General features: G+C 40.9%; 6 protein-coding genes and 2 pseudogenes. 3 read left to right on the top strand and 5 right to left on the bottom strand.

The window, feature by feature from the left end; all coding sequences use genetic code 11:
• Positions 1-652: 652 nt before the first annotated feature.
• Both HV340_RS23970 and HV340_RS23965 read left to right on the top strand, forming a co-directional pair.
• Positions 653-919, top strand: coding sequence for a DUF1778 domain-containing protein (locus HV340_RS23970; RefSeq protein WP_007869691.1), 267 nt, complete (start codon positions 653-655; stop codon positions 917-919).
• Positions 907-1,392, top strand: a complete 486-nt coding sequence (locus HV340_RS23965) for a GNAT family N-acetyltransferase (protein ID WP_181216581.1) — start codon at positions 907-909, stop codon at positions 1,390-1,392. The genes HV340_RS23970 and HV340_RS23965 overlap by 13 nt, the downstream gene beginning before the upstream one ends.
• 531 nt (positions 1,393-1,923) lie before the next feature.
• On the opposite strand, the pseudogene HV340_RS23960 reads toward HV340_RS23965, so the two are convergent.
• From HV340_RS23960 to HV340_RS23940, 5 genes and pseudogenes are all read right to left on the bottom strand, one after another.
• Positions 1,924-2,214 (bottom strand): annotated as a pseudogene (locus HV340_RS23960) (hypothetical protein); the annotation flags it as partial.
• Between the two features lie 431 nt (positions 2,215-2,645).
• The gene (locus tag HV340_RS23955; RefSeq protein ID WP_181216580.1) at positions 2,646-3,557 is read right to left on the bottom strand and encodes a hypothetical protein; all 912 of its coding nucleotides are present in this window, start codon (positions 3,555-3,557) and stop codon (positions 2,646-2,648) included.
• Positions 3,558-3,608: 51 nt separating this feature from the next.
• Positions 3,609-5,551: pseudogene (locus tag HV340_RS23950) on the bottom strand (hypothetical protein).
• Positions 5,552-5,554: 3 nt separating this feature from the next.
• Positions 5,555-6,448: a hypothetical protein gene (locus HV340_RS23945; RefSeq protein ID WP_181216578.1), complete on the bottom strand. Its 894-nt coding sequence runs from the start codon at positions 6,446-6,448 to the stop codon at positions 5,555-5,557.
• A 7-nt stretch (positions 6,449-6,455) separates the two neighbouring features.
• A complete protein-coding gene (locus HV340_RS23940) occupies positions 6,456-7,619 on the bottom strand; it encodes an N-6 DNA methylase (protein WP_181216577.1) in 1,164 nt (387 codons plus the stop codon).
• A gap of 270 nt (positions 7,620-7,889) precedes the next feature.
• Between HV340_RS23940 and HV340_RS23935 the strand changes: the two genes are divergently transcribed.
• On the top strand, positions 7,890-8,879 hold the full coding sequence (locus HV340_RS23935; RefSeq protein WP_045354665.1) for a tyrosine-type recombinase/integrase: 990 nt from the start codon (positions 7,890-7,892) through the stop codon (positions 8,877-8,879).
• The last annotated feature ends 44 nt before the right edge of the window (positions 8,880-8,923 follow it).

Here is an 8,923-nt window from a genome sequence, read left to right as displayed (position 1 = left end):
GGCGGCCTGTTCTTATGGCGGCCGGGTGTTGTGTTATGTGGTGCATGCGTTATAATCCTTCACAGGCCACGCGCCTGCTTTTGGACCCCCTGATATCTGTGTCTTCCGCCAAGATGATGACAGATGTCGGGGGGTTTGTGCATTCAGGCTCCGGGAAATCCCGTTACCTGCTCCTGAACGTTTTACTGGACACGTCCTGTCCCTGTCTGTTTCCGGAAGTCCGCATTTCTTCCGTAAAACCATCTTTTGCCACCCGCCTGCCTCACCACAAAGCAGTCAAACCGTCAGTTTGAGTTAGGACACAAAAGTAATCTGAATCAACAATCTGTCCCACCACAAGACGATCGCTGACGATCCGAATACTACCTTCTCATCAGTAACTTTTCCAGATGTTAGACCAGATAACAATCCATAGTTTTCATGCTAATTGTCCGGATGAGACTGCTAGCAAGCATCGCACGCAGTAAATTCAGGGCGTTGGGTTTGATTTGGTAGGCCAGAGCAAGGAAAATAATTTAGAGGAAGAGCTTTACCTAATAGTTGCAAGTTGACTCTTTCGTATGTTCACTGCACTTAAAAAACCGTATAGCTTTTGCTATACAGAATCCATATGATATGCTTGTAAAGCAATCGCTATACAAGGAGCGCACTCATGAAATCAGATGTTCAGCTCAACCTTAGAGCTAAAGAATCTCAAAGAGCACTTATTGATGCTGCAGCAGAGATTCTCCATAAATCACGCACGGACTTCATCCTGGAAATGGCATGTCAGGCTGCGGAGAATGTGATCCTCGATCGTCGCGTATTTAATTTTAACGATGAGCAGTATGCAGAGTTTATCGATATGCTCGATGCACCGGTTTCGGATGAGGCGGCTATTGATAAACTTCTGGCAAGGAAACCTCAGTGGGACGTGTAACAGCACCAGAACCATTATCCAGCTCCCATCAACTAGCAGAGTTCGTCAGTGGTGAGGCAGTACTTGATGACTGGCTTAAACAGAGTGGATTAAAAAACCAAGCTCTTGGTGCAGCACGAACGTTCGTCGTTTGTAAAAGAGACACTAAACAGGTTGTCGGTTTTTACTCTCTGGCCACCGGCAGCGTTAACCACGTGGAAGCAATGGGAATCCTCAGGCGCAATATGCCAGATCCAATTCCCGTAATCATACTTGCTCGCCTGGCAGTTGATGTTTCATACCGTGGCCAAGGGCTCGGGGCCGATTTACTGCATGATGCAGTTCTGCGCTGTTACCGTGTAGCTGAGAATATTGGAGTCCGTGCGATTATGGTTCATGCACTGACTGAAGAAGCCAAAAACTTTTATCTTCACCATGGCTTTAAGGCATCACAAACTCAGGAACGGACATTGTTTTTAAAGTTACCACAGTGAGGTTTGAGGAAGAAAGGGGCTTGTTCGATATTTAAGATATTGATTTATAATGATTTTACTATTGAATTTAACATAATCTTTGTTATGCGTACCAGTCATATTATAGCAAAATTGAGATATCCGTCTCTCTACAAAATATAGGGTTTACGAGTTGGCAGTTTGTATACTTAGTACTTCATCTTTACTACTAGAAGTGTGGATGGGAAAATTCGCGGCAATTAGTTCGAAAATTTGTGATAGACGTCTGTCAGCTCGCTTGAGAAGCACCCCTTGTCTGGTAAAAACGACGGTAGCTACAGCCCACAAAATCATCTGTAATAACAGATAAAAAATTTCACCATACGCGGCATCGCTGACATTATTTGGTAAGTTGTTTTCAAAAAGTAATTTTAGTAGTTGCCATTCGGCCTGTACCAGAAGAGCTGTGGAAAATAGACCCAGAAAAAAGCATGCAATCATGGTGTTTCTTCGTCGTGATCGCTTGCATAGCGCGGCTGTATATTGCACCACAGGGCGATCATCTTTTACAGATATATTAAATAAGTCAAGTATTCTTCTCCCAGATGATACTAGCTGAATGATTTCCATCGAATTACTGTAATGTAGTACCACCCGCAGAAACGCCCAAGGTATTGGCCGGATGTTATGCAATCGAGCAACGCATGACTCCACAAGATACGCACAGGGCTGTTGTTTATCCATTTCTCGAGCTAGTGTATCCATCAGGGCGGATTTGTTTTTATCACCATTTTGTCTGTAAGTCAGAAAAGGAATAATGTTGGCAAAAAAAACAGTTATCAAGGGAATCGGTAACAGCAGCATTATCTTAATAAATAAATCCCACACAAAAAAAATACCTTACTCATTCGACTTCGTGTTATACATACCAGAATTTATAACAGTTTGCATGATCTAAATAGTCTTTTCAAGTGTGGAACGTTGTATTGAACATCAAACAGTTATTAAAACTGGTACTGACTAAAGCGTTTTCTTTTCAAATACAATATGACGGTGTGGCTTTATAACAGTACAACTGATGCACGAACCATCTCTCTGAGTGGATCAATAGCCCGGCTCTGCATCAGTTGGAACAAACCCAATGAAGGTGGTCAATTTTTACGACTTATTCAATCACCATAATTACTCTCCCCAATTAAACCAGGCCTGCTAGCGGAAGATTATGATGATGAGCTTGAACTGTTACAGAGCCGGTGGTAACCGAATACTTCAAACGTATGAACGTAGGCGGGACGTTAGCTTATTGATAGTTCGTAGGAGTAAATCTCACCAATTCCAATTGTACGGTTGATGGATTTTATAGGGTAGTCGTATATTGCTCCCAATTGTTTTTCAACGCTATTATTTGGATGATTGTTAATTAAGAAAACGCAGATACCGATAGCCGTAGGCTTTGTACCTAAGGATGTCAGCACCAGTCTTGGGTTTTCTGCATATATATCTAATAAGGTCTGATATACGGCGTAAGGGTTTGCACCTGGACAGGTTCTTAGATCTGTCTCCATACTGTCGAAATGTAATAAATGTTTTCTGAGTGATTTGTTCTCCCAGCCTGGGATATAAGCTGGAACTGATATACAAGCCAGTAATTTATTGAAGCTTGCCCCATCATCATTACTTAAAATCTGGCCTAGACGAGAGCTTTCAAATCCTAAGAATGAAACCAGGCTAGTTTTTTGTAAGCCAGATGTGATTGTATTCAGTGAAAATACAGGAAGAGAAGAAAATGGCTGTCGGCCATCACTTAATTGATACTCCTCATCCCCGCCCTCAGTCGAAGGCGACTTACTGTATTCTTTCGGCTCAATGTAGAGAACAGTAAATGATTCTATACCTTCAATCATATTAATGGAGTAAAAAAGATACAATATTTCAGGGAAATCAAGAGAAGTAGAGTCTATGATTACTTTTTTAGGCGACATAGAGATTAATGCATCCTTCAATGCTAACAATTTGTATTTATTACCATTGAGTTTTAATGCATATTCATCTTTTACATATTTAACCTGAAATGCATTGCTTGCGTTTACTTTTTTTATTGCCAGGCCAGTTCTCTCATCTAACTCTTCACCATAGAAAAATATGTCATGATGGCGATTAGTAAAATCTAGGTTGTTATGAGTTCTGATACGTTTGAATTTTATCATAACAGGCCCAACTGGTATGATGTGACTGAACTAGAAACGTCAAAAGATGAGTCATCGATATCCCACCGGGTTCCATATTTTTTTAACAAGAATGAAAAGTCTTCATCACTACCTACAAAAATGGTTTCAACCTCACCTTTGCTAAATTTTATTTTCTTCTTTTTTCTGTGGCTTATGCCAAAATATGGAGCAAGAACTGGATGTAAGACGTAATCATTGAGTTCCAGGTTGTCAGTTGATTTACTCTTCGTTCCTTTCTGTTCAATCAGCACGGACCACACCAATGATTCATTTAGAATTTCCTTAACATTATAAGCAAGAAGATTTATATCAGTTAAATCTAAAGTGAAATGGTTTACTTCTGATTCGCTCTGAGAACGTCGAGATTGGCAATAGTTGAAAATCGCACCAAGTCTTTTAGCCACTCTTTTTAGATGCATTCCATGAGCACCAAAATCTCCTATTTTTTCAATTTCGAGTTCACTCGTTTTCAGGGTGGCCTCTAATTGAGCCTCGATTGTCATGGATGGTATAGTTTTTGGCGGAAGTGTAGACCCGATATTTGTTTTTGTTACCGACTGGTGACATAACTCCAGAAAATGCCTGATGTTACCTCTGGATAAATATACAAACTGTTTGTAGCCAGCATACAGTGGGCAGATTCTGGTTGGTAATTTATTATAAAGATAGAGTATTACACCTACGAGATTGTTAGGTATCCATGATTTATATTTTGTTGTATGTCCTGCTTTATATTGCAAATATTGTTCTAACACCTCGTCTGGGCTAATACTTTTCCTATTCAGCAATGCACCATTTATCAGGCTTGCCTCAGGGAATTTATCATCTATAAAATACTGCACTTTCAATTTTGACTTTGATTTAGACAAGCCGGTCTCAATCATTGAGTGTAATTTTTTAGTTAATGCGTCATCACTGAATATTTCATGTGATATCTCTTTTGTCGATTTTTCAGGAAGAAACTTACTGGCCAGATTTTTAATTAAATCCTGATACTCCTTCGTTTGTCTGCGCGGGATTTGATGCTCTGACGTAAATATGGAACGGAGTTTTTCATGATCATTGCTTTCTATATAATCTGAAAAGCGCAGTGCTAATATCTCACCAGCAAATGTATCAAAGTCATTGAGATACAGTTCTTCTAAGTCTATATATCTGAAATCGTGCTGCTCAACAATGCTTTCGTTGCCTAACGTTTTATGTGAAATATTAGCATTTTTCTTATAGGCAACACTGAACAGTAACGGCATGGAACCATGCTTCATTAAAGTATTGATTATTGCCTGCTGGTCTGATGTTAAGTTCTCGAACTCATCAATGTAAACTTGAAAGTTAGGTTTTATAATGCATCCAGTTATTGCATGTAGTTTGCTAATGATATTCTGTAATGAAAATTTTGTATCAAGAGAAAACGGTGGTGTTTCAGTAACTGGGGCATTTATCCAATTGCAAAGAGTAAACAGTTTTTCATGCAAAAGATCGCTGACATCAACAAGTTTCGCATTTTTATCAATGCCCAAACCTTCAGAAATTGTATCTGGCAATTTCAGATTATTAATTTTTTCTTTCAACGAAAAAACAGGAGATTTTTCGGACAATAAATTATTGGTTAGTTTAACAAACTCAATAATCAGCGATAGACTCATGTACGTTTTGAAAGCTGTTGACCAAAATTTTCCGAGCCAAGCTTCGGTTAATAACTGGCTAAAGGATGTATCCGGTCGCCAATATATACCCAGATTGGAAAGATCCTCAATATCAATCGTATCTTTATTCACACTTAGAGCTGTCTGGTGGCAATGATACTTTAAGAACATCGTTTTTCCATATCCTCTACCCCCAATAACTATACTTGCTTTTGTCGTTTTTTTTAGATTTACATCTTCGTACCCTAAGGGAAGAACATATTTACCATAGAGATCATCAGGTAATTCTTCGGCACGGTTTTTCGAAAAAATCTCATTAAATTTCATATTTTACCTTTTGAATAACCTATTCCATCCTTCATTTTTAAACCAGAGGAATGAAAGATTATTATTTGGAGTTGAGTTTGCCAAGACATAACTAAGCCCCAAATTACCGAACCCTAATGGATTATTTATTGAGTTCTTATTACATATATCAATGTACAATCTTAAGAAATCATTATGCGTATAGAAACAATCTCTATTTATTCTCCTGTTGGATGCTCTAAAGAAACTATGATTTTCATCCAAGTACTCAACAGGTCTTATAATTAGGTTTTTATATTTAGCTTGTATCTTCATTGTTGAATCGCGCAGAGCCGCAAATGGAATGAATATTATTTTCTTTCCAAGCTCATCAAGATTTGTTTCTTTCATGAAAGTGTCAATTTGAGTGCCAGAACCAAGCATATCATCAAAGAAAACTATTGCTTTGATTCTTGGTGGCAATTTTTCTATATTTTCAACTTTTACCCCTAAGTTTTTATCGAAAAAATCTCTTTGTAGGAATGTGTGTATTACATCACCACTTTTAGTGACTTTACTATCGACATTATTTATTACGGACGTTCGAAAGGGAAGATTCCTTGCGTGTTTTGGAGAGTTGATGTCATTCATCCATTTTTCAATATCTTCAACATGGTAAATATCTAACTCCTCTAAGATCTGCGGGAGAATAATTGAGAATATATTATAGCCCATGGATGTAACAGTTTCTCTGTTACGATATATCAACTCGCTTAATACTGAGGCTGCAAGATATTTTTCCTTTTCATCCTTGAAATTATCTAACCAGCGTTGCAATACTGATACTTTTACATTATCCCAGTAACCAATCGTGATTAATTTTTTGGATTGCTCAATAATCGCTTCAGTATCTCTTGCTGTAATATGGTCTATTTTCATGATGTTATTATCGCAGGGGTAGTTTTTTTATGTCATTTAATGTTATGTACTGCGCTCCAATGCCTTTTGAAATACTCTTAATCCAGTCGACTCCAAATTTCGATTTTAATGCCTCGGCAACCATTTCACCACATTGGTACTCAGAAGCTTTGATAACAAAAACACAATCTGTAATGGAAAAAGAACCGTTTCGTATGATCCCAACTTTCCCCAAACATCTTGTTCCTACACGAGGTACAACAACATCCCCTTTCACCGCCTGTACGGCTGAACCATTTTCTGCTCTGTCATTGTTATTTTCAAATAAAGAATAATCATTATAAAAAGAAGATGAATGGATTATCGCATCATGCAGTTGAGTTTTTTTCGTTTTGCTGATATTCCCTCTCATAACTTTTATACCAGAAGTTTCAATGGTTTTTTCGTTATTGTTATTTTTAAAGGAGTTATATTGATGATCGGCCCTTTCAATAAATTCTTCTTTATTAAGCCTTATGGCTTTAATTTTTTTTGAACTTCTTGTTGTTATTGATGGGCTTATTGATTTTTTGTTACTGACAGTTAGAATATGAGTCCTTGCTTCAGTTCCCAAAAATGCCTTATTATCTAACTCTATAACATCTATATATTTAAATAATGAGGTTATTTTCTCTCTAAGTGGTTTATATTTCTCGCTTGAAAATATTGTATCAGGTACAACAATTCCACAACTACTGTCTCGATCAAGCAACTTAAGCGATAACATTAAGAACAAAATCTCAGCTCTGTAATATTTTGTTTTATGATTTAGTGCCCACTCCTTAAATAACCCCCTTGTATAGTCAGTATGTTCAGCTGTATAAAAAGGAGGATTGCCAATGACTATGTCATATGTACTGTTGTGTGCCTTTATTTTATCAAAACTGGCTGAATGGGTTGCATCTAAACATATACTCGTTGTGTTTTGTAATAGGTCTAACTTTCTGCAATTTTCATCATCAATATCAATTCCGTAGAGCTTTACGTTGTCGTATTTGAGCGCTGCTGTCATCAACAACGAGCCTTCACCAGCACTTAAGTCAATGATTGTACTTGCTTCGTCTGATGGTAATGATGAGATAAGCATCTCTGCCACATCCCGGTTTGTATAGTACTGAGATAGACGTTTTTTTCTTGAAATCGTTTTGCCCATGCTCAACTTGAACTTCCGCCTCTTCTGCTCTTGTCTTTGGAATGCTACCGCCCTCAGATCATTATGTCTGATAGCCATATCATCTAACAGATAATTCAAATGTTTTATCTTTGTTAAAGATATAGGCAACGGAGACTGGACTCAATAATTTTTCTACTTATTAAAATGTACCTTTGAAAAAGTAGGATATCTGCGGTACACTTTGGCAGTACATTTTCCCCCGTTTTTTACACAGCGCACCGGACGTTTTTCGTCCCGACGGAGCCTGATATGACACTGTTGCCTGATGATGAACCAGAAAAGCTCCCGTCGCCGGCTGTCATTTATCCCGGTGAGGTCTTTCTGCCAGCGCTGGCCGGTGGAGAAGGCCCGGTCAGTCCCGCCCGGGCCTACCTGCTTTCCCTCAATTCACCCCGCAGCCGGCAGACCATGGCCTCGTTCCTTGGTATCGTCGCCGGCCTGCTCGGCGCCACGTCCCTGGAGTCCTGCAGCTGGGGCAGCCTGCGGCGCCATCACGTAATGGCCGTGACCGAGCTGCTGCGCGACACCGGCCGGGCAACCGCCACTGTCAACACCTACCTTTCCGCGCTGAAGGGCGTGGCGAAGGAAGCCTGGATGCTCAGGCTGATGGACGTGGAAAGCTTCCAGCACATCCGGGCGGTGCGTAACCTGCGGGGCAGCCGTCTTCCCCGCGGGCGGGCCCTGCCACCGGATGAGATCCGTGCCCTGTTTAGTGCCTGCGGGGCTGATAACACCAGTATCGGGGTGCGCGATGCGGCGATGCTGGGTGTCATTCTCGGCTGCGGCCTGCGCCGCTCGGAGGCGGTGGGGCTGGATTTGAGTGACGTTGTCACAGATGAGCGGGCGCTTCGTGTGCTGGGTAAGGGCAACAAGGAGCGTCTGGCCTACATGCCGGCCGGCACCTGGCAGCGGCTGAGGATATGGATTGATGACGTCCGGGGGGAAAAAGACGGACCGCTGTTCACCCGCATCCGCCGCTTTGACACCCTGACCAACGACCGCCTGACCGATCAGGCTGTATATCATATCCTGCAGGTGCGCCAGCGTCAGGCCGGCATTGCGAAATGTGCTCCGCACGACCTAAGGAGAACTTTTGCCACCGCCATGCTTGATAACGGCGAGGATCTCATCACGGTGAAGGATGCGATGGGTCACGCCAGCGTCACCACCACCCAGCAGTACGACCGCCGGGGCGAGGCACGCCTGCGCACGGCCCGCGATCGCCTGGACCTGATCTGACACTGCACAGCATACCTGCGGGAAACCTGTTAAGTTAACATCAT

The organism is Enterobacter sp. RHBSTW-00975, from assembly GCF_013615235.1.
Lineage (GTDB): Bacteria > Pseudomonadota > Gammaproteobacteria > Enterobacterales > Enterobacteriaceae > Enterobacter > Enterobacter ludwigii.
The sequence above is the reverse complement of the archived record's forward strand: the minus strand, read 5'-3'. Positions and strand labels throughout refer to the sequence as shown.